The sequence below is a fragment of the Bartonella sp. AC535YNZD genome (assembly GCF_042196625.1).
Taxonomy (GTDB): Bacteria; Pseudomonadota; Alphaproteobacteria; order Rhizobiales; family Rhizobiaceae; genus Bartonella.
Window position 1 is genome coordinate 33,710 of record NZ_JBHIQP010000004.1, and the last position, 20,945, is coordinate 54,654.

At 38.0% G+C, this 20,945-nt stretch carries 13 protein-coding genes; 5 read left to right on the forward strand and 8 right to left on the reverse strand.

Annotated elements, in window-relative coordinates; all coding sequences use genetic code 11:
• Positions 1 to 141: 141 nt before the first annotated feature.
• Both ppx and ACFIM8_RS03830 read right to left on the reverse strand, forming a co-directional pair.
• Positions 142 to 1,659 carry an exopolyphosphatase gene (gene ppx / locus ACFIM8_RS03825; protein ID WP_375606644.1) on the reverse strand — a complete coding sequence of 506 codons (1,518 nt, stop codon included), beginning with the start codon at positions 1,657 to 1,659 and terminating at the stop codon, positions 142 to 144.
• A 6-nt stretch (positions 1,660 to 1,665) separates the two neighbouring features.
• Positions 1,666 to 3,846, reverse strand: coding sequence for an RNA degradosome polyphosphate kinase (locus ACFIM8_RS03830; RefSeq protein WP_375614538.1), 2,181 nt, complete (start codon positions 3,844 to 3,846; stop codon positions 1,666 to 1,668).
• Positions 3,847 to 4,173: 327 nt separating this feature from the next.
• On the opposite strand from ACFIM8_RS03830, the gene ACFIM8_RS03835 reads away from it, so the two are divergent.
• A complete protein-coding gene (locus tag ACFIM8_RS03835; RefSeq protein ID WP_375606646.1) occupies positions 4,174 to 4,422 on the forward strand; it encodes a zinc-finger domain-containing protein in 249 nt (82 codons plus the stop codon).
• Positions 4,423 to 4,474: 52 nt separating this feature from the next.
• A complete protein-coding gene (locus ACFIM8_RS03840; RefSeq protein ID WP_375614539.1) occupies positions 4,475 to 5,725 on the forward strand; it encodes an FAD-binding protein in 1,251 nt (416 codons plus the stop codon).
• Positions 5,726 to 5,916: 191 nt separating this feature from the next.
• Here the strand turns inward: ACFIM8_RS03840 and dnaE are convergent, their stop codons facing one another.
• Positions 5,917 to 9,405 (reverse strand): DNA polymerase III subunit alpha, encoded by a 3,489-nt coding sequence (dnaE, locus tag ACFIM8_RS03845; protein WP_375606648.1) that lies wholly within the window; start codon positions 9,403 to 9,405, stop codon positions 5,917 to 5,919.
• A 366-nt stretch (positions 9,406 to 9,771) separates the two neighbouring features.
• On the opposite strand from dnaE, the gene recG reads away from it, so the two are divergent.
• On the forward strand, positions 9,772 to 11,880 hold the full coding sequence (gene recG / locus ACFIM8_RS03850; protein WP_375614540.1) for an ATP-dependent DNA helicase RecG: 2,109 nt from the start codon (positions 9,772 to 9,774) through the stop codon (positions 11,878 to 11,880).
• Between the two features lie 405 nt (positions 11,881 to 12,285).
• Here the strand turns inward: recG and glmS are convergent, their stop codons facing one another.
• The 5 genes from glmS to ACFIM8_RS03875 form a co-directional block, all read right to left on the reverse strand.
• Positions 12,286 to 14,109 carry a glutamine--fructose-6-phosphate transaminase (isomerizing) gene (gene glmS, locus ACFIM8_RS03855; protein WP_375606650.1) on the reverse strand — a complete coding sequence of 608 codons (1,824 nt, stop codon included), beginning with the start codon at positions 14,107 to 14,109 and terminating at the stop codon, positions 12,286 to 12,288.
• 172 nt (positions 14,110 to 14,281) lie between these two features.
• Positions 14,282 to 15,646, reverse strand: a complete 1,365-nt coding sequence (gene glmU / locus ACFIM8_RS03860) for a bifunctional UDP-N-acetylglucosamine diphosphorylase/glucosamine-1-phosphate N-acetyltransferase GlmU (RefSeq protein WP_375614541.1) — start codon at positions 15,644 to 15,646, stop codon at positions 14,282 to 14,284.
• 14 nt (positions 15,647 to 15,660) lie between these two features.
• Positions 15,661 to 16,449: a cytochrome c biogenesis CcdA family protein gene (locus ACFIM8_RS03865; protein ID WP_375606726.1), complete on the reverse strand. Its 789-nt coding sequence runs from the start codon at positions 16,447 to 16,449 to the stop codon at positions 15,661 to 15,663.
• 43 nt (positions 16,450 to 16,492) lie between these two features.
• Positions 16,493 to 17,482, reverse strand: a complete 990-nt coding sequence (locus tag ACFIM8_RS03870) for a carboxypeptidase regulatory-like domain-containing protein (protein WP_375614560.1) — start codon at positions 17,480 to 17,482, stop codon at positions 16,493 to 16,495.
• 39 nt (positions 17,483 to 17,521) lie between these two features.
• Complete coding sequence (locus ACFIM8_RS03875; protein ID WP_273791197.1) at positions 17,522 to 17,845, reverse strand: iron-sulfur cluster assembly accessory protein; 324 nt, start codon at positions 17,843 to 17,845, stop codon at positions 17,522 to 17,524.
• Between the two features lie 108 nt (positions 17,846 to 17,953).
• Here ACFIM8_RS03875 and ACFIM8_RS03880 point away from each other — a divergent pair, with 108 nt between their 5' ends.
• Positions 17,954 to 19,156 (forward strand): deoxyguanosinetriphosphate triphosphohydrolase, encoded by a 1,203-nt coding sequence (locus ACFIM8_RS03880; RefSeq protein WP_375608325.1) that lies wholly within the window; start codon positions 17,954 to 17,956, stop codon positions 19,154 to 19,156.
• A gap of 30 nt (positions 19,157 to 19,186) precedes the next feature.
• Entirely contained in the window at positions 19,187 to 20,944 is a 1,758-nt protein-coding gene (gene argS, locus ACFIM8_RS03885; protein ID WP_375614542.1) for an arginine--tRNA ligase, read from the forward strand.
• The last annotated feature ends 1 nt before the right edge of the window (position 20,945 follow it).

The window sequence follows — 20,945 nt, forward strand, 5'->3', positions numbered from 1 at the left end:
CATTACAAATGCCTTGCGTAAAGTCTGGATCAGGCATTATGAAACAACCAGTTGTTCAGCTCATGATGACAGGCTACCTAGCTTATCCCTCGTCAATGGCTTTATTATAAGACATAAAACACGAATAAATTAGGAAAAAAATCAAAAAATTTCAAAAGCGAGAGGTTGTTTTATTATTGTTGATAACTTCTTTAATCGTCCAAGAGGACGTTCTCCTAATAATCCAGCGTAATTCTTTGGGATCTGCAAGATAATATGATCTGCTTTTTTATGCCACAATAAATGAGGTAAAATTCCTGCAACAGAAGCACTAAAAAGATGAGCAAGACGCATAGTTTCACCGAGAATACGTGCTTTATCAATTATATTTTGAGTTGCTAATTGAAAAATGGGAAGAGATTCTTTATCAACCAATAAACTCGTATTGCGAAAAAAAACAGAAAGCGCCGCATAAAGGCGCCCTTCATGAGAAATTCCTGGATAAGATCCTAAAGCTATTTGATTTGCTGCTTCATTGCCTCGATAATCTGGATGTATACGCCAACCAATATCCGCAAGAAGACAAGCGGCTTGACGATAACGGCATTCATTTTCAGTTTCTGAAATTCCAAAAACTTCAAAAGCATTCGTCGTAAAATCAATGAGTTCTTCTGCTTGTTTTGGTGAACGTGCCCGTAAAATAGCCATTTCTGTGCATGCTGCAATGAGAGGATCAGAAAGTCGAATCGCCTGCGGCAATCGTGAATAAAGAAAACCTTCACGAACGCCAGCACCAGAAAAGATTATCTTTTCAAACTCCATACACTGAATGAGTTCAATAAGAACTATTGCCCCATAAGATAAAAGTTTTCGACGGTTCTGAGAAACCGCTGCAATCCCTCTCATATTATCAATATTGCCACGCGCTACAAGACGTAAAAAGTTCTCCATTTCAACAGCATCAACTTCATAGCCATGCATAACAGGAAGCCGATAGTGTTTCATTGCCATATGGAGTTTTGCCAAATTACGCCATGTCCCCCCTACTGCATAAAAATAACGTGCTATACCTTTACGAGCACGAACAACAGACGATTTATAAAATTGCTCATGTACAATTTTTGTAGCTACAGCACTATCATTATTTGATATATACTGTAGCCTTAAACCACCCAATGGGAGCGTTATCCCTTCACCAACATCAGAATGATCAATATCAATCAGCTCAAGACTTCCACCACCAAGATCCCCAGAAATACCTTTTGGTTGATAAAAGGTAGACACAACTCCATAGGCTGAATACATAGCTTCTTCACTTCCTGAAAGAAGATATATTTTATTTTGCAAAATATCTTCAGCATGCTGAATAAATGCTACGCCATTCTGTGCATCTCGTGCTGCTGCTGTTGCTAAAGTATAGACCTCATCTGCCCCAATCTGTCGACAAAGCGTACGAAACCGTTTCAGTGTTTGCAACGCCATCTTCATCGATTTTTCTTCTAAAAATCCCGTTTTCGCCACACCATGCCCGAGACCACAAAGAATCTTTTCATTAAATAAAACCGTTGGTGATCGAACAAGCCCCTCATAAATAACCAACCGAACAGAATTTGAGCCAATATCAATAACAGCAACAGGCTTACGCCCTTTTAACCGACCTTGAGCATCTCTATATGTCATTGGATTTTAGTCTTTATGTATTTCGGCTTGTTGCCGATGCAACGCAACCAAGCGCGAAACAGAAGACTCAAAAGACTCATTTTCCCCCGCAAAACTTGTATTGGCCATAAAATACTCCTGCGCATTAAATAGACTTTCACCTCTCTGCGGTGTAATACGTTTTGATGTTCCATCCTTAAGTATATCAAAGCTTTGTTGATTATCAATGATATTAGCTAACATAATCTGTAAAAGAATTTTTTGACGCACTATTTTATTAAAAACTGGAACCAATATTTCAATACGATAGTCCAAATTACGAGGCATCATATCAGCAGAGCCTAAGTAAACGAGTGCATTTTCATTAGGCAAATCTTGACCATTCCCAAAACAAAAAATGCGACTATGTTCAAGAAAACGCCCGACGATTGATTTTACACGAATATTATCCGAAATTCCTAGAATACCAGGACGTAAACAACATATCCCCCGCACAACCAAATCAATTTGCACCCCTGCTTGACTGGCACGATATAAAGCATCAATAATTTCAGGATCAACCAATGCATTAACTTTCATCCAAATAGCAGCAAATCTTCCCTGTTGTGCATGAACAATTTCTCCCTCAATATGCTCTAAGATACGACCACGCAATGTTAAGGGTGAAAAAGCAATCTTTATTGTTTCATTTGGACGCTCATATTGCGCAATATAATTGAACAATAACGCAACATCATGAGCAATAACATCATCCGTGGAAAAAAAAGAAAGATCGGTATAAGTTTTAGCGTTAATGGGATGGTAGTTTCCTGTTCCAAGATGAACATAAGAGCGAAGACGTTTTCCCTCACGTCTCACAACCAATGACATCTTAGCATGTGTTTTTAATGCAATAAAACCAAAAATAACTTGAACCCCAGCACATTCAAGATCCCGGGCCCAACGAATATTTGCTTCCTCATCAAAACGTGCTTTAAGTTCTACCAAAGCAGTCACAGACTTTCCCTGTTCAGCTGCTTCAATCAAAGCGCCAACAATTGGACTATCATTTGATGTACGATAAAGTGTTTGTTTTATTTCTACAACATCAGGATCGCAAGCAGCTTGACGTAAAAATTGGACAACAACATCAAATGTCTCATAGGGGTGATGAATCACAATATCATTTTCACGAATAGCTGCAAAACAATCCCCATGATGTTCACGAATACATTTCGGAACACGAGAAATATAAGGAATAAATTTGAGATCATCACGGGGAATAGAAACAATCTCTGATACCATATTAAGCGCCAAAAATCCATCAAGAACATTAATACAATGATCAGGAACAGCAAGACTATTCGCTATAAATTGGCGTAAACTCTCTGGCATTTTTGCGTCAAATTCAATTCGAATAACCTGTCCACGGCGCCGCCTTTTAAGAGCAGTTTCAAAAAAATGAACAAGATCTTCAGCTTCCTCTTCTACTTCAATATCACTATCTCGGATTATTCTAAATGTACCAATTCCTTTAATCTCATAGTTAGGAAATACATGTTTAATAAAAAGGCAAATAACATCTTCAGATGCGATAAAACGAAAATGATTACCTTCTTGAGGAAGAAGAATGAAACGCCTTAAAAGCATTGAAATAGACAACAACACTGTGTGTGAATTCTGATCAGCTTCTCCAGACAATTGAAGCCCAATAGAAAGCCCTAAATTAGGAATAAATGGAAAAGGATGAGTAGCATCAACAGGCAAAGGTTTTAAAACAGGAAAAATTGTCTCAAGAAAATATTTTTCAAGCCATGATTTTTCAATTTCTGAAAGATCATCAGAACAAATAATTTCAATATCATTCTTTTTTAATTCATCACGTAAAACATTCAATTCTCGTAGTTGGTGAGCCTGCAGCTTTGAAATCTCAGCGAGCACAATATCAAGTTGTTCCTGTGGAGTGTGCCCATCTGCACTGCACGCTGTAACGCGAGCACGAATTTGAGCTGCTAGTCCTGCAACACGAACCATAAAAAACTCATCAAGATTTGCAGCTGAAATAGAAAGAAATTGTAGACGTTCTAATAAAGGATGTTTCGAATTAGCTGCTTCCATCAAAACACGATTATTAAATTGTAGCCATGAAAACTCTCGATTAATAAACCGTATCGGATTTTTCATTGTTATATTTGATATAGAAATTTTATCTTTCACCCTCTTTTCCATATATTCTAACTAAGCTTCTTTTATATTTTCTAAAATCCTTGACGAAATATCTCACATAATATTTTATAATATGTTATCATCATAATAATACATCAATGCCCCATTTTTCTTGTCATGTTTCCATTTAATATTTTAAAATACTTGGAACGAGGTTCTATGCGCAAAGCGCTAAAAGTAAGACAACTATTCTGATTATAGCATAAAAGAGGAGTAGTTTGTCTTAAAAAGCATCTTGCATTATGATACGCTTTATTACAAACTCACACTTATAAAATAGAAGAGCCTTATCATAACTAATGAGACAATTTATTCTGGAGTTTGTACGCCATGGCTGATCACAATATTCCCCATTTTCAAAATGACCTTGGATATAAAACAATCGAAATTGGTGTGAAAGAGTTTATGTGTGTAGGCGCTACACAACCATTCGATCACCCTCATATTTTTATTGATATGGGCGCTGCTGATGAGAAAATTTGCCCTTACTGCTCAACCCTTTATCGTTATGTTCCCTCGTTATCGTACGATCAAACAAACCCAACAGGATGTTTATATCATCCAGACAAGCTATTATAATGTGTTCTAGGGCTTTCTTAAATAACTACTCTTTTAATTCTGCTTGTTTAATATGAAATCGTTTGTAGAACAATCACCCATCATCGTTGGAGGAGGAATCGCTGGTTTAAGTACCGCTTTAGCACTCGCTCATAAAGGAATTGCAAGCATCATTATTGAAAAGTGTAAAAAACTTGAAACGATAGGCGCTGGTATTCAACTGACACCAAATGCAACATCTATTCTTGCTCGCTGGGAACTTCTTAACAAACTCACTGAAGTTGCGACAATCCCACATTTTCTTGAGTTAAAAGATGGAATATCTTTAAAAATACGTCTACGTGCTCATCTTATCACTCTAACAGAAAAATACTGGAAAGCCCCTTATATGACGATTCACCGCGCGGCTTTACAAAAAATTTTATATAATGCAGTGATTGCAAATCCTTTGATCAAATACAAAGCAGGCGAAACGATTGTATCTTCTACCCAATCGGCAACCAACATTAAAATAACCACAATAAAAACAGATACAGCAACACAACAACAGCTTTATTCAACCCCTCTCCTGATCGGATGTGATGGCGTTTGGTCAACACTACGGCAACAATTTCCTTTTCATGAAAGAGCAAATTTTAGTGGTTTTATTGCTTGGCGAGCAACAACAGTACTTGATAATCTTCCTCAAGACTTTCGTTCTTCATTGCAAAATATGAAGACAATTACGGCTTGGATGGGGCCTCAAAATCATCTTGTTGTTTATCCCATTAAATCGTCAGAAAAAATTGTAAATTTTGTCGCTATTACACATGGGGATAATTCAAAAGAGGGATGGGCCTATAAAGGAGATAAAGAAAAACTTAAATCTCTTTTTAAAGCTTGGAATTCAAAAATCTTACAAATCTTTGATCATATTGATGAATGGAGTTATTGGCCACTCTTTCAAATGAAACAAAATCGTTTTATCGGTTTAGAGAGACAAGTATTTGTTGGCGATTGCGCACACGCTGCCTTACCTTTTGCAGCACAAGGTGCCGCTATGGCAATCGAAGATGCCGCCACATTAGCAAAAGCACTTTCATTGAAAAATCTTTCATTAACGAAAGCACTTTCGCTTTACGAAAAAACACGTACCCCCCGTATTGCAGCAGTAAAAAAACGCGGAGATTTCAACAGATTATCCTATCATGCAACGGGGCCCATAGCAATTGCACGTAATCTCATGATGAAAATTCGTACACCAGAGAGCATTATGTCAGATCTCAATTGGCTTTATATGTATGATGCGATGAATTCTATAAAAAATCGTGATAAAAACTTATAAAATTCTTCCCGTACTTTGAATATTATGAAAGAAAGAAATTTTTTGATTCTATGACACTAAAAAAATATCATAATTTACTCAAATAAAAGCAATATTTTTCTAAACCTACAATTCGATTTTAAAAGCTCAATTTTTAGCTCTCCTAAAAGCAAAAACACCACTCAAAATCAGCTCCCATCTTTAATCTTTCTTTAACTCAATTCTACATCAACAACACCCTGAATTAATTTCATAGCATTTGCCACATGTGAATTTACCTTATATCGCTTAGGAAGCGCAATTTCAACTTCTCGCAATCCATCCTCTTGAATTAAAATAAGTCCAACCTCTCCATTTCCCCCAAGATTTAAATTTTGTTCAATTTGTGGAAGCATATCAACTGTTTTTATAAAAAGACGCATCATTTTATGCTGCTGTAACGCTTCTTTTTCCAAAGACTGAATTGTCTCAATTCGCAAACTAACTCCTTCAGAGCGATTTTCTGCGCTCACCGTAATAATAAAAGATTTTCCGGGTTCTAGCATCTCTTCATAATCCGAGAGTGCCTCAGAAAAGAGAACTGCTTCATATTGTCCACTTGTATCAGAAAAATGAATAATTCCCATTTTTTTACCAGATTTTGTTTTGCGCACGTTTTTTGCCACAACAGTTCCAGCAAGCCGTGCAGCCGTTGCTCCCCCTTTAACGGCATTGGAAAAATTACCCCAAGTCTGAACGCGTTTTTTAGCGAGAATGGCTTGATACTCATCCAATGGATGAGCTGAAAAGTAAAAACCTATAGCTTGAAATTCTCGATAAAGTTTTTCAGCCAACAACCAAGGAGTCGTTTGCGATAAAATCAAGGGCTCTTTTAATCCGCCTGCCATTCCAAATATGTCAACCTGCCCGCTAGAATTGTCATCGAGAATACGAAGCGCTCGCGCATGAAGGGTTCCAAGATTCGCTAATAAAACTTCGCGTGCAATGTTAAAACAATCAAAAGCGCCAGCACAAACTAAACTTTCCATCGCACGCTTATTAACAATACGAGGATCAACACGCGCACAAAAATCTTCCAAATCCTTAAAAATCTCATTTCCACGACAAGTGACAATATGATCTACAACCGTTTCTCCCACACCTTTAATGGCCGCAAGAGAATAATAAATACAGTTATCACCAACCTCAAAAATACGATGAGATGTTTGTATAGAAGGTGCAATAACTTCAATACCCAGCCTTAACGCTTCACGCCGAAAATCATTGAGCTTATCGGTATTCGTCATATCATACGTCATTGAAGCAGCTAAAAACTCAACGGGATAATTGGCTTTCATATACGCTGTTTGATAAGAAACAATCGCATAAGCAGCAGCGTGTGATTTATTAAAACCGTAATCGGCAAATTTTGCTAAAAGATCAAATATAATATCAGCTTGCTCTTTATCAACACCACCAGCAACAGCGCCATTGACAAAACGCGTACGCTGTTTTTGCATTTCTGCATGAATTTTTTTCCCCATAGCGCGCCGTAATAAATCAGCTTCTCCAAGCGAGTAACCAGCCAGCACCTGAGCAATCTGCATCACCTGTTCTTGATAGACTATAACACCTTGTGTTTCTTTAATCAGATGATCTATTTTAGGATGAATAGAAGCTATCTCCTCTTCCCCGTGTTTACGTGCATTATAGGTTGGTATATTCTCCATTGGACCAGGACGATAAAGCGCAACCAGCGCAATAATATCTTCAATACGGTCTGGCTTCATTCCAATCAGCGCCTTGCGCATACCAGAACTTTCCACCTGAAACACACCAACCGTTTCACCACATGCCATCATAGCGTAGGTTGCTTCATCATTTAGAGGGATATTTGACAAATCTATTTTGATCTTCTTTCTGGCAACAAAATCAACAGCCATTTTCAAAACAGTCAGTGTTTTTAGTCCAAGAAAATCAAATTTTACCAACCCTGCCTGTTCTACATATTTCATGTTAAATTGTGTAACAGGCATATCAGAACGAGGATCACGATACATCGGGACAAGCTCCCAAAGCGGCCGATCTCCGATAACAATCCCAGCAGCATGCGTTGAAGCGTGACGATAAAGCCCTTCCAACTGAAGTGCTATATCTAATGCGCGTCCAATGACGGGATCTTTTTTCTTTTCCTCTTCAAATTTAGGTTCATCCTTAATAGCATCCGCTAATTCTACCTGACTTCCTGGGGTGGCAGGAATTAATTTTGTAAGATAATCCACCTGACGATAAGGAACTTCTAAAACACGCCCCACATCACGCAAAACTGCACGTGCCTGTAACTTACCAAAGGTAATAATTTGAGCAACTTGATCACGTCCATATTTTTTTTGAACATATTGAATAACTTCTTCACGCCGCTCTTGACAAAAATCGATATCAAAATCTGGCATCGAAACACGATCTGGATTGAGAAAACGTTCAAAAAGAAGGGAAAAACGCAATGGATCAACATCGGTAATCGTTAATGCATAAGCAACAAGTGAACCAGCACCAGATCCCCGCCCTGGACCAACAGGAATATCATGAATCTTCGCCCATTTTATGAAATCTGAAACGATAAGAAAATATCCAGAAAATTGCATACGCGTAATAACTGAAATCTCATAATCAAGCCGCTGCTCATAATCTGCAATCGTATACCCTTCAGCCAATCCAATTGTTTCAAGGCGCATCTTCAAACCAGCTTTAGCTTGATTTAACAATTCACTATCTTCTGCTTCTAAAGTATTTTCTGAATTAGAAGATTGTTCTATAAAACGAGGCAATATCGGTTTTCGAAGAGGCGTGGCAATATGACAACGCAATGCAATTTCAACACTATTTTCTAAAGCTTCTGGAAGATCAGAAAATAGCGCAACCATTTCATCTTGTGACTTCAAGTAATGATCTGGCGTCACCCGTTTGCGATCTGGATTAGAGACGATTTGTCCTTCTGAAACAGCCATCAACGCATCATGCGCTTCATACCCCTCTCTCTTCAGAAAAAAGGCTTCATTCGTTGCAACAAGAGGAATTTCATGTGCATAAGCCAATTCAATAAGATCTGCTTCTACTCTTCGGTCATAAGAGCCATGTCGCTGTAATTCCACATAAAGACGATCAGAAAAAATTTTTTTTAAATAAATTAAGCGCTCAACAGCGCGTTCTTTTTTTTCTTCTAACAAAGAACGATTAATAGGTCCTCCCTTTCCACCCGTTAAAGCGATTATACCTTCACTGTGTTCTGACAACCAATCAGCTTTAATATGAGGAGGATCAGTATCACATTTATCAAGATAAGCACGGCTTACAAGACGAACCAAATGAGCATAACCGGTTTCGCTAGCAGCGAACAGAACAATAGAGCAGAAATCAGAAGCATTACGTCCTTTAACCAAATGTGAATGATCATTTTCATCACAAAAATCAACGGTAAGCTGACAACCAATAATGGGTTGAACCCCATGAGAGAGACAATACTGCGAAAACTCCAAAGCACCAAATAAATTATTGGTATCGGTAATAGCAACCGCTGGAGCATGATCTACAATCGTCTGTTGAATAATTTGTGGGATTTTTAAAGCCCCTTCGAGCAAGGAATAAGCTGAATGCACTCTCAAATGAATAAAGCGAGGAAGAGAATTTTTGTACTCTTGCATTTTATTTTTATCTTTAACCACTCTCACAATTTCCTACTATAAACTAAATGCCAAACAGCCCCCTTAAAGAAAAAAATTCAGGCTAGCATAACTTTAAAGCTATAAATTTTATCATCCCACATAGAAAAAATGCCCTAATTTTATTGATATTTATAAGAGAGTTCTATCAAGAAAGTACCTCTATTCACAGCAAATAAATACCTAAAATAAAAAGAAGCAAAATATGCCATAAGCACTTTCATTTTTTTATTTTATTTCTCTTTTAAAGATAATTTCTCTTTTTACAACGCAATGTGTAAATAAAATATCATCTTCTTTAATGACTTTATCCCCAAAAAGCTCTTCTAAAGGTCTAGAAAAAACAAAAAGAGCAGGTTAAATTTTCTCATGCCTCCAAGTCTTCTTGCCCCTCTTTTCAACTCTATTCGAACCCTTTCTGGTATTACACCTAAAGTCTATGGCTTACTGACCAAACTCTTAAATGTTAATCCTACACAACGGGAAGCAACCCTTATTGATCTCCTTCAATTAATGCCCCATTCCGTTATAGACCGCAGAATGCGTCCCAGCATTGCTTGTGCAAAAGAAGGAGATACTATTACACTTGAAATTGTCATCGATAAACATCAACCACCCCCACGTGGTCATAACCGAATTCCCTATCGTGTTATTGCGCATGATCAAACAGGAAAAATAAATTTAGTCTTTTTTCATGCTCAACCTCTTTGGCTAAAAAAACAACTTCCCGAAGGCAAAAAAGTCGTTGTATCAGGAAAAGTTGAATGGTTTAATGGACAACTTTCAATGGCGCATCCAGACCATATCGCCACAAGCGAACAATCAAATCAGATACCTCTCATCGAACCGATTTATCCATCTACCGCCGGACTCACTGCAAAGACGCTAAGACGTGCCATAAAAAACGCTCTCGATTTTATTCCTCTTCTACCGGAATGGATAGATGAAAATGTAAAAAAACAGCAAAATTTTCCTTCTTTTTCTGTTGCTTTACGCCGTATCCATGCGCCCATTAATCCCGATGATCTATCCTTAGAAAGTACAGCACGCAAACGTCTTGCCTATGATGAATTGTTTGCTTGTCAATTGGCACTAAGCCTCGTGCGTTTAAAAACCAAATCTCTTATTGGCGCTTCTCGACCAGCTACTGGAATTTATACTAACAAATTGCTCAATATCCTCCCCTTTCAACTTACAACCGGACAAATAAAAGCGGTAGAAGATATCGCAAATGATCTTGCTTCACCAGAACCGATGCTAAGACTGCTCCAAGGTGATGTAGGCGCAGGAAAAACTGTCGTTGCATTAATGGCAATGGCACAAATTGCTGAAAATTCAGGACAATCAGCTTTAATGGCACCAACCGAAGTGCTGGCTAGGCAACATTTTGCCACCATTGCCCCTCTTGCCGAAAAGATCGGATTACAAACAACGCTTTTAACAGGACGAGAAAAAGGAAAAATGCGGACAAATATCTTGAATGATATTTTATCAGGTCAAGTTTCTATTGTCATTGGAACCCATGCTCTCATACAAAACAGCGTTACTTATAATAATCTCGCTTTAACCATTATCGATGAACAACACCGTTTTGGTGTCCATCAACGTATTGCCCTTACAGAAAAAGGCAATCAACCTGATATGCTGGTTATGACCGCCACGCCCATTCCCCGCACCCTTGTCTTAACAACTTTTGGTGATATGGATGTCTCTAAAATTACAGAAAAACCAATTGGGCGACAACCTATTACAACAGCAACGCTTTCTTTGAAACGTCTTCATGAGCTTATAGAGCGAATTGCAATTGCATTAGAAAAAGGAGAAAAGCTTTATTGGATTTGTCCTTTAGTGGAGGACTCTACAGCTCTTGACCTTACTTCAATTGAAAACCGCTTTGCATTTCTTCATGAGCGCTTTGGAGCACACGTTGGTATGATCCATGGAAAAATGTCTACAGCAGAAAAAGAAGCAGCTATGGCATCTTTTAAATGCGGCAATACACGCATTTTAGTAGCAACCACTGTTATTGAAGTGGGGGTAGATATTCCAGATGCTTCAATCATTATTATCGAACACGCGGAACATTTTGGACTTTCACAACTGCATCAATTGCGTGGACGTGTAGGACGAGGAGATAAAAAATCTTCCTGCATTCTGCTCTACAAAGATCCACTGACAAAAACAGCAGCAACACGCCTTAATATTATCCGCAACACAGAAGATGGTTTTGAAATTGCTGAAGAAGATTGGCGTTTGCGAGGTGAAGGAGAGCTTTTAGGTACAAAACAATCCGGCGTACCTGAGTTTCATATAGCAAACCTTGCTGTTCACAGCGATCTTTTGTCAATGGCAAGAAAAGATGCTCGTTTATTTTTACAACGCGATCCTCATCTTTCTTCTGAGCAAGGACAAGCTTTACAGTTACTCCTTTATCTTTTCGGACACGACGATGCTACACGTCTCTTACGATCAGGGTAACTCTAGAAAAAAACTTTTGATAAAAAACTTAAATACCTCTCTCTTAAAATATGATTTTCTTTCTTGAAATAACCCATAAATAACCTAACGTAATCCCTACTCCATCTTTATGCCTCATAAAAGAATAACAAACCAACGTCAGATCTTCTCTTACAATCTGGATGACTCTTGCATTAAAACAATAAAAGCACTCTTGCGCTCTTTTTGCCATTATATTCACACAGCTGATTCATTTTTTGATAGGTAAAAAATATTTTTCATTCTGTCGTAAAGGGTTTGGAATGAGAAATTCAGTCGTGGAGATTCTTATTTGACAGAGAAAAATGGAAAAATAAGCTATCATTATAAATCAACTTGTTACACTTGATTATTCTCTAATCAGATTCAGAAATACAAACGCTATTTTTATTCAACCGTGACTGATTTTGCTAAATTACGGGGTTGATCAACATCTGTTCCTAATAAAACAGCCGTATGATAAGCGATTAACTGAATGGGGAGAGCATAAATAATAGGAGCAATAAATTCTGAAACATCTGGCAAAGTAATCGTTGATAAAGTCTGAAAACAAGCTGCTTCTGCTCCTTTTTTATCGGTTATTAAAATAATACGACCATTGCGCGCTACTACTTCTTGCATATTAGAAAAAGTCTTTTCAAACCATCGATCATAAGGCGCCACAACAATAACGGGTATTGTCTCATCTACCAACGCAATTGGCCCATGCTTCAACTCACCCGCCGCATAACCTTCAGCATGAATATAAGAAAGCTCTTTCAATTTAAGAGCTCCCTCCAAAGCAATCGGATAAGAAGTTCCACGTCCTAAATAAAGAACACTTTTTGCATTCACCAAATCACGACAAATAGATTCAATTTTGCCTTCTAATTTTAAGACCTCATTTAAAATACGAGGAACTTCTGCCAACTGCTGAACCAATTGCTGTTCCATTTGAACTGTAAGATAACCACGTTGTTTAGCAGCACTAAGAGCAAGTGAAGCAAGCGTTGCCAATTGACAGGTAAAGGCTTTTGTTGAAGCAACACCAATTTCTGGTCCGGCAAGTGTTGGGAGAATAAAATCAGCCTCCCTTGCCATTGTTGATTGTTCAACATTCACAATTGTGGCTGTTTTTATACCTCGTTCACGACAATAACGCAAAGAAGCCAATGTATCCGCTGTTTCACCAGATTGAGAAACAAACAATGATAACGCATCAGACGTTATAGGAGGTTCGCGATAACGAAATTCCGAAGCGACATCATTATCAACACTTAAAGCGGCAAATTTTTCAAACCAATAGCGCGCAACTAAGGTTGAGTAATAAGCCGTTCCACAACTCGCAAAAAGAAGCCGATGAATATTTTTCCAATCAATCAAATTCTCAAGTGGTCGAACTGCATAATTCCCAAGATCAAGATAATGCGCCAAATTATGAGAAATCACTTCAGGTTGTTCAAACATTTCCTTGTGCATAAAATGACGATGATTACCCTTAGAGATCAATAAAGCCCCTTCAAGTAATGGTGTCACAGGACGTTTTATCAGTTGGTTGTTGGCATCGTAAATTGTGACACCCTCCCGTGTGATAACAGCCCAATCCCCATCTTCCATATAGCTAATATGATCAACGAATGGCGCTAAAGCAATGGCATCTGATCCCACAAAAAATTCATCTTTTCCATAACCGATTGCCAGCGGTGGACCAGAACAAGCCGCAATCATAAGATTATCTTCACCTTCAAAAATAAGAGCAATAGCAAAAGCCCCCTGCAACCGTTTCCAACTTGTACGCATGGCTTCTTGCGGAGAAAGACCACTTTTTAATGCACGCGTTATTAAATGTGCAATAACTTCTGTATCTGTCTCTGTTTCAAAGATATAACCATCCTCAATGAGTTCCTTTCGTAATTCTATAAAATTTTCAATAATACCATTATGAACAACTGCAAGTTTTTTAGTTACATGGGGATGCGCATTGCGTTCAACAGCAATTCCATGCGTAGCCCAACGGGTATGGCCAATCCCTAAACTTCCCTCCAGAGGTATTTTTTTTAATTTTTCTTCTAAACGAACAAGTTTTCCTTCAGCACGTACACGATAAAGATGCCCATTATGGACTGTCGCCACCCCAGATGAATCATACCCTCTATATTCAAGACGTTTTAAACCCTCAACCAGAGAAGACGTAACACACCTCTTTCCAAGAATTCCAATAATTCCACACATTAAAAAGCTCCAACCCACATCTTAAGATTTAAATCTTATAAAACAATCCAACAACCTTTATTTAAAACTGTAAATAATAAAATAATTCAAACATGGAGTACGGCAATCTTTAAAAATAAACCGCCTCTCCATCGTTCGATCAGCACTAAACAAAGAAATAGACTGAAAAAGATCATTTTTTTTGTTTGTTTTCTGACAATTTTTTCTCTAACAAGCGCGTACGAAATTTTGTCGCATAGCCCTCTTTTATAACCTGTCGTGCACGCCCAAAAGCCATACTATTCATAGGAATATTTTCAGTAATAACACTTCCTGAAGCAACATAAGAACCATCCCCTATCACCAATGGAGAAACAAGCGCCGTATTAGACCCAACAAAAGCATGATCACCAATCATCGTTTTATATTTGTTAAATCCATCATAATTGCATGTAATCGTACCAGCTCCAATATTGGTATGTGCACCAATTTCGGCATCACCAATATAACTCAAATGATTAATTTTAGAAGCTTCTCCTACCTTGGCTTGTTTAACTTCACAAAAATTTCCAACCTTTACAGCCTTCGCCAACTCTGTTCCAGGACGTAAACGTGCATAGGGACCAATTTGTGCATCCGTCCCAACTACAGCACCTTCTAGATAACTAAATGCGTGAATAACAGCTCCAGAGTGTATTTTTACGCCTAACCCAAAATAAACATTTGGTTCTATCACCACGCCTGGTTCAATTTCTGTATCATAAGAAAAATAGACTGTTTCTGGTTTTAAGAGTGTAACACCTGATAACATTAAATCGTATGCTTTACGTTTCTGCCATAAAGAATCAGCCCTCGATAGCTCAAAACAATTATTAATTCCTACAATATCTTCAAAAGGAACTTCAACAACGCGTACATCTAATCCTTCACGTGTTGCAAGAGAAGCAACATCTGTTAAGTAATATTCTTTTTTTATATTGTTATTATCAACCTTCTCTAAAAGAGAAAGCGCATGTTTTCCACGCATAGCGAGTATTCCACCATTACAAAAAGAAATCTTTTTTTCTTTATCGCTAGCGTCTTTTTCTTCTACAATTGCGATTAATTTACCATTTTTCTCGAGAAGACGCCCATAACCTGTTGGATTTTGGGTATGAAAACCTGCAAAAACAACATCTGCTCCATCAGCAAGCTGTGCACGCATTTGGTGCAATGAATCTTGCTGAATGAGAGGCGTATCACCAAAAACAATGAGAACATCATCCACTTCCTTTTGCAAAGCTAAACGAGCAGACAAAACAGCATGAGCAGTTCCTAAACGTTCTTTTTGTTCAAAAACCATTACATCTTTTACAAATGACTGAACAACGTGCGTAACCTCCTTAGCACCAAATCCCACAACAACGGCTAATTGCGAAGAGCCTGCCAATTCTATTTGTTTTAGAACATGGCATATAAGAGGCAATCCAGCAATTTTATGAAGTACCTTAGGCAGAGACGATTTCATGCGCGTCCCCTCACCTGCAGCAAGAACAATAGAAAGACAACTTCTAACCATAAAAACACATAAGACTAACGAGAAAATCCAAAAAAATTCATAATATTGTGCCAACGAATATCTTCAATATAACTCAACGAAGGATAATGTTCTAAAAGCCAAAATGAAATATCCTGCATAGAACCTGTTAAAAACAAAATCCCTGTAAGAAGAAGAAAAATACCAATAATTTTTTCAACTTTTCCTAAATGAATACGAAAAGCGCCTAAAAATCGCATAAAACTGCTCGAAAATAAAGCTGCCAACACAAAAGGGACAGCAAGACCTAATGCATAAACTGCTAAGAGAATAGCTCCCTCGCCCACCGTCTCTTTTGTTCCAGCAAGCGTTATAATAGGCCCTAAAATGGGGCCAATACACGGTGTCCAACCAAAGGCAAAAGCTAAACCAATAATATACGCGCCTAAAGGACCAGCAGGTGTTTTATGGGTCTGAAAACGCGCTTCACGAAATAAAAAAGCGATCTTGAAAATCCCCAAAAAATTTAAACCAAAAATAATAATGACAATTCCAGCAGCAAGTGCAAACCAATCACGATAATAACCGATGAATTTCCCAATTGTGCTAGCACTGGCACCTAAAGCAACAAAAACAGTCGTAAACCCAAGAACAAAAGCAATAACAGAAGACAATAAAGTCCACCGTATAAAGACTTTCTCATCACGATTTTCTGAACGAAAATCATCAATACCAATCCCTGCCATATAACACAAATAGGGAGGAACTAACGGCAAAACGCATGGTGACAAAAAAGAGAGTGCCCCAGCAAAAAACACACCAACTGTTGAAACTTCAATCAAAATTCATACCCCATCTCTCATCATAGTTTACCCCCATGAACAACGATCAATCCACATCTTCATCAATTCGTTGCATATTTTGTTCATTCGCCACCACACTTATATCTTCATCATGACCAGAAACGACTGAAAAAACTTTTTGATAAATTTTATCTTTATTTTTAGCAATTGCAATATACTCTCCCTCCGCTAACACGAGTGAAACATACGCACCAACTGTTTCATAAACGATATCACCAGAATCATTGGCAAGAGACCAACTTGTATCTGCAAGTGCTTCTCCTCCTTCTTGTCGGACCAGCTTTAAGACAATTTGAGCGGCCTGATGTTCAAGAGTAGCTTCTGTTATTTTACCAGCATCCACTTGAATATCCGAACGAGCCGTCGCATTAATAGAACCATAATGGGAAGCAACATGGTAGCGGCCAGCTTTTAAACGCACAACTGAGTGGGGTTTAACATTTGATATAATCACTCCCGTATCATCATTTTCTTTTTCATCCTCATAAATGGTAAAACGGAGTTCCTTTTCATTCATTACGCCATTGAGCAATGTTGCATTTAAAATAACACCACCAGCCTTAAGATTAAAGTTTTTTACAAGACTTTGCCCATTTTCTAAACGAATATGGCGCACAGCACTCGTGTGACCAAATGAGACATGAACAAGATAATTTCCTGGTTCGAGATTAAAACGTGCACTTCCCCCCTTATAGGTTGCCACTAATGGTAATTTATTATCAATCCCTAGAATAGGGGCATAAACCCGCCAGACAAGCCCTTTTTCAATATCCGGATGACTATTTGTTAATCGAGCATTCAAAATGAGTTGTGTTTGAGATGCTAAGTTTTCATTTTCCTGCTCTTGAGTCTTTACAATAAAACTCCTTGATTGTCTCTGCTGCTGATTTTGCCCTTCTCCTGCTTCAGAAAAAGCACAGTGACTCCAAGTCAATAAAGCAAGCACCACGCACAACCATACACATCGGTGCACTATTTTTATAAGAATACCCATTTTTGCATTGTTGACCAACATGATCTTTTTTTCAAGAAACAATATCACACAGCCATCATTTTAAATTGAGAAACTTACACCACAACCACATGATGAAACAGCATTGGGATTGTGGATTTGAAAAGACTGCCCCATAAGATCATCAACAAAATCAATCTCAGCTCCTTCCATAAAAGGAAGTGATAGTAAATCAATAAACACAACTGCCCCGTCTTTTTTGAGAACGAGGTCATCTTCACACATTTCAGAAACCAAGTCATATTTATAAGAAAAACCAGAACACCCACCACCTTCAACAGAAATACGTAATGCTATTTTATCGGGTTCACGCAAAAGTATCTGTGCAATTTTTTTGGCAGCAACATCTGAAATTTTCACATTCATTTTATATATCCTTGCATTAAACCATCAAGAAAGAGTATCCTACACTCAAAGAGCAGTTTATTTGTCATAAACCACTCTCAATTTTAAGATGATAATAGACAGCTTGCAATGGATATAGGAAATATCGACTTCAATTACCAATCTCGAGCAGTATACAGTGCTCATCCACAAACAAGCCGTGGTCGATTATACCATGAAACGATGAGCACCACACGCTCACCTTTTCAACGAGATAGAGATCGTATTATCCATTCTAATGCATTTCGACGTCTTAAACATAAAACGCAAGTGTTTATTGCTGATGAAAGCGATCATTATCGTACTCGCCTAACCCATTCCATAGAGGTTTCTCAAATTGCAAGAACATTAGCCCGTGCCCTGTGTCTTGATGAAGACCTTGCCGAAGCCATTGCCCTTGTTCACGACTTTGGACACACACCCTTTGGCCATGCTGGAGAAGATGCTCTTAATGAAGCCATGGTATATTATGGCGGCTTTGATCATAATGCACAAGCATTACGCATTGTAACAAAACTAGAACAGCGCTATGCAAATTTTGATGGACTTAACCTTACATGGGAAACCCTCGAAGGACTTGTAAAGCACAATGGTCCCCTTTTAGGGCCTTACGCGAAGAATAAGGAGGTTCCTATCGATATTTTACAATACAATGTAAAGCAAGATCTTGCACTCGATTGTTTTGCAGGATTAGAAGCGCAATGTGCTGCTATTGCAGATGATATCGCATACAATGCGCATGATATTGATGATGGTCTACGTTCGCAATTTTTAACACTCGATCAATTTGAACATGTTTCACTAACAGCAGCAATATTAAAAGATATAACAGATGAGCATCCCCACCTCGACCAAACGCGTCGCGGTTACACACTTGTACGAAGACAAATAACAACCATGGTTGAAGATGTTATCAAACAGTCACAAAAAAATTTAGCACGCATCAAACCAACAAGCATAAACGATATTCACCAAGCAAAACAAACCATTGTTACCTTTTCACCGACAATGACCGTTTATGAAAAAGAACTAAAAAACTTTTTATTTAAAAATCTTTACTACCATGAACAGGTTCTTAGTCGTCGCAATGCAGCAAAATGCATTGTACAAAAATTATTCAATTGTTATTATGAAAATCCAAATACAATGCCTGAAAGTTGGCAGAGCAAAGCAGTGCACTTAAAAAATCAAGAGTTAGCACGTTTGATTGCTGACTTTCTTTCAGGCATGACAGATCACTACGCTCTACGTGAATATCAGCGTTTATTTGACCATACAGATAATTTCGTTTAATGGCTTTTGGCATCATCATGGAAGCTAAATATGAATATCTTTAAAAAATTCGAAAAAAAAATTAAGAGATCAATTGAATTATCTGATATAAAAGGAAAAAATGGAGAAGATCTAGATTTATCAAAAATCACTGTTGATCCTCCGCGTGATTCCTCCCATGGTCATTTATCAACCAATGCTGCTATGGTGCTTGCAAAATCTATTGGAATCAATCCACGTGCACTTGCAGATAAAATCGTAGAACTTCTTAAAAATGATTCCTCTATCGAAAATATAGATGTTGCCGGTCCTGGTTTTATAAACATAAAGCTTACAAAATTATTTTGGCAAGATGCTATAAAATCTATGCTTGAATTAGGCACTTCTTATGGTCGTATTCCAATGGGACAAGGAAAATGCGTCAATGTTGAATATGTCTCAGCAAATCCGACAGGACCAATGCATGTAGGACATTGCCGCGGAGCGGTTGTTGGGGATGTTCTCTCCAATTTGCTACAATTTACGGGCTATAACATTACAAAAGAGTATTATATCAATGATGCGGGTCAACAAATCGAAGTCCTCGCCCATTCGGTACTATTGCGCTATCGTGAAGCTCTTGGGCAAAAAATTAATGAAATTCCAGAAGGACTCTATCCTGGAGAATACTTGATACCATTGGGTCAATCGCTTGCTCAAGAGTTTGGTGACCAACTCCTCACAATGGATAAAGATGAAGCCTTATCTCTTGTGAAAGAACGTGCAATTCATGCAATGATGTCCATGATTCGCGAAGATTTGGCTGCTCTTAATATTTATCATGATATCTTTTTCTCTGAGCGAATGCTTTATGCAGATAATGCACGCGCCATTCGTAACACTATCAACGACCTCACTTTAAATGGTTATATCTACAAAGGAAAACTCCCCCCTCCCAAAGGACAAAACACAGAAGACTGGGAACCAAGCGAACAAACTTTGTTCCGTTCAACAAATGTCGGTGATGACCAAGACCGTGTTTTAGTCAAATCTGACGGTTCTTACACTTATTTTGCTGCTGATGTTGCTTATTTTCGGGATAAATTTAATCGTCATTTTGATGAAATGATTTATATTCTAGGCGCAGACCATGCTGGCTATGTAAAACGACTAGAGGCAATGGCAAAAGCGATTTCTGGTGATAAAGCCAAATTAAGTGTTTTCTTATGTCAATTGGTAAAACTCTTTCGCAACGGTCAACCTGTCCGCATGTCAAAAAGAGCAGGATCATTTGTCACTCTACGGGATGTTGTCGAAGAAGTTGGTCGTGATCCTGTGCGTTTTATGATGTTATACCGTAAGTGTGAAGCGCCTCTTGATTTTGATTTTGCAAAAGTAACAGAACAATCAAAAGATAACCCCATCTTTTACGTACAATATGCAAGTGCACGTTGTCACTCAGTCTTTCGTCAAGCACAAGAAGCGCTTCATATTAAAAGCTTTTCAAATGATACATTGATTACCTATCTTCATCGATTAACAGATGACCATGAAATATTGTTAATACGCAAACTTTCTGAATATCCACGTATCATTGAACAGGCCGTAGTTCATAAGGAACCGCATCGATTAGCGTTTTATCTTTATGACCTTGCCTCCAGCTTTCACACCCATTGGAATAAAGGGAGTGAAAATCTCAATTTACGCTTTATTCAACCCGATGATAAAGAGTTATCCTTTGCAAGATTAGGATTGATACAAGCTGTTATCAATATTTTATCATCAGGGCTTACCATCATAGGAGTCGAAGCACCCATAGAAATGCGTTGAA